General features: G+C 73.3%; 1 protein-coding gene. It reads right to left on the bottom strand.

Annotated features, from left to right (window positions below; genetic code table 11):
- Positions 1–1,784, bottom strand: a 1,784-nt coding sequence (locus SGA01_RS40670) for a beta-ketoacyl synthase N-terminal-like domain-containing protein (protein WP_255325384.1), incomplete at both ends; no start/stop codon positions are given.

Genomic DNA, 1,784 nt, shown 5'->3' with positions numbered 1-1,784 from the left:
ACACACCGGCCGCGGCCTGGGTGTGCCCGATGTTCGACTTCAACGACCCGAGGAGCAGAGGCTGTTCGTCGTCGCGCCCCTGGCCGTACGTGGCGATCAGGGCCTGTGCCTCGATCGGGTCGCCGAGTCGCGTGCCCGTGCCGTGGGCCTCGACGACGTCCACGTCGGCGGTCGTCAGGCGGGCGTCGGCGAGCGCGCGCCGGATGACGCGCTGCTGCGAGGGCCCGTTCGGGGCGGTGAGGCCGTTGCTCGCACCGTCCTGGTTCACGGCGCTGCCGCGGACGACCGCGAGGACCTGGTGTCCGTTGCGGCGGGCGTCCGACAGGCGCTCGACGAGGAGGACGCCGACGCCCTCGGACCAGCTGGTGCCGTCCGCCGACGCGGCGAACGCCTTCGACCGGCCGTCGCCCGCCAGCCCGCGCTGCCGGCTGAACTCGACGAACATCCCGGGCGTGGGCATCACGGCCACGCCGCCGGCGAGCGCCATGTCGACCTCGCCCTTGCGCAGGGCCTGCACGGCGAGGTGCAGGGCGACCAGCGAGGACGAGCAGGCCGTGTCCACCGTCAGGGCGGGGCCCTCAAGGCCGAGCGTGTACGAGACGCGGCCCGACATCACGCTGGCGGTGTTGCCGGTCAGCAGGTAGCCGTCGAGGCCTTCCCCGCCGTCCCGCAGGCTCGGCCCGTACTCGTGGGTCATCGCCCCGGTGAAGACGCCGACCTGCTGTCCCCGCAGGGAGGTCGGGTCGATCCCGGCGTCCTCGACGGCCTCCCAGGAGGTTTCGAGGAGGAGGCGCTGCTGCGGGTCCATGGCGAGGGCCTCGCGCGGCGAGATCCCGAAGAAGGCCGCGTCGAATCCGGCGACGTTCTCGATGAAACCGCCATGGCGGACGTACGACGTGCCGGGGTGCTCGGGGTCCGGGTGGTACAGCCCCTCCACGTCCCAGCCGCGGTCCTGCGGGAACTCGGAGATCGCGTCCCCGCCGCCGGCCACCAGCCGCCACAGGTCCTCGGGCGAGGCGACGCCGCCGGGCAGGCGGCAGGCCATGCCGACGATCGCCACCGGCTCGTCGACGCCACCGGCCGCCGTCACCACCGGAGCCGGCTCCGCACCGGCCAGGTTCGCCGCCGCCTCCCCGTGCACGACGACGAGCAGCTGCTCCGCGAGGGCCTCGGGGGTGGGGAAGTCGAAGATCATGGACGGCGCCATCCGTACGCCGAAGGCGGCGTTGATCCGGTTGCGCAGGTCCACGCCGGTCAGGGAGGTGCAACCGGCCTCACGGAAGGTCCGGTCGACCTCGATCTGCCCGCCTGCCGCGTACCCCAGCACCTGGGCCGTCTGCGCCCGGACCTTGTCCAGGATCACGCGCAGCTGCTCGTCCCGGTCGAGCTCCGCCAGCTCGGCCGCCTCCGTGCGGAGGACGGCGGGCTGCACCGGCAGCTCGCCCGCCGGGGCGAGCGCCTCGATCTCGCCGAGCCAGTGGCGCTCGGTCTGGAACGCGTAGGTGGGGAGATCGGAGTGGTGGCCGGCCGCGGAGGGGAGGAGCGGGCTCCAGTCGACCGCGAGTCCGTTGGCCCATGCTTCGGCGAGGGAGGTGACGAGGCGGTCCTGACCGCCGTTGTCGCGACGCAGGGTCGCCAGACCGGTGACGGTCCCGGGCAGAGCCATGGTGAGGACGGGATGGGCGCTGACCTCGACGAAGTGGGTGAAGCCTTCGTCGGTGGCCAGGGTCTCGACGGCCGGGGCGAAGCCCACACGATGGCGCAGGTTGCGGTACCAGTAGCCA

This window comes from Streptomyces gardneri (genome assembly GCF_006539185.1).
GTDB classification, from domain to species: domain Bacteria; phylum Actinomycetota; class Actinomycetes; order Streptomycetales; family Streptomycetaceae; genus Streptomyces; species Streptomyces gardneri.
This window is presented reverse-complemented; position numbering and strand designations above follow the sequence as displayed.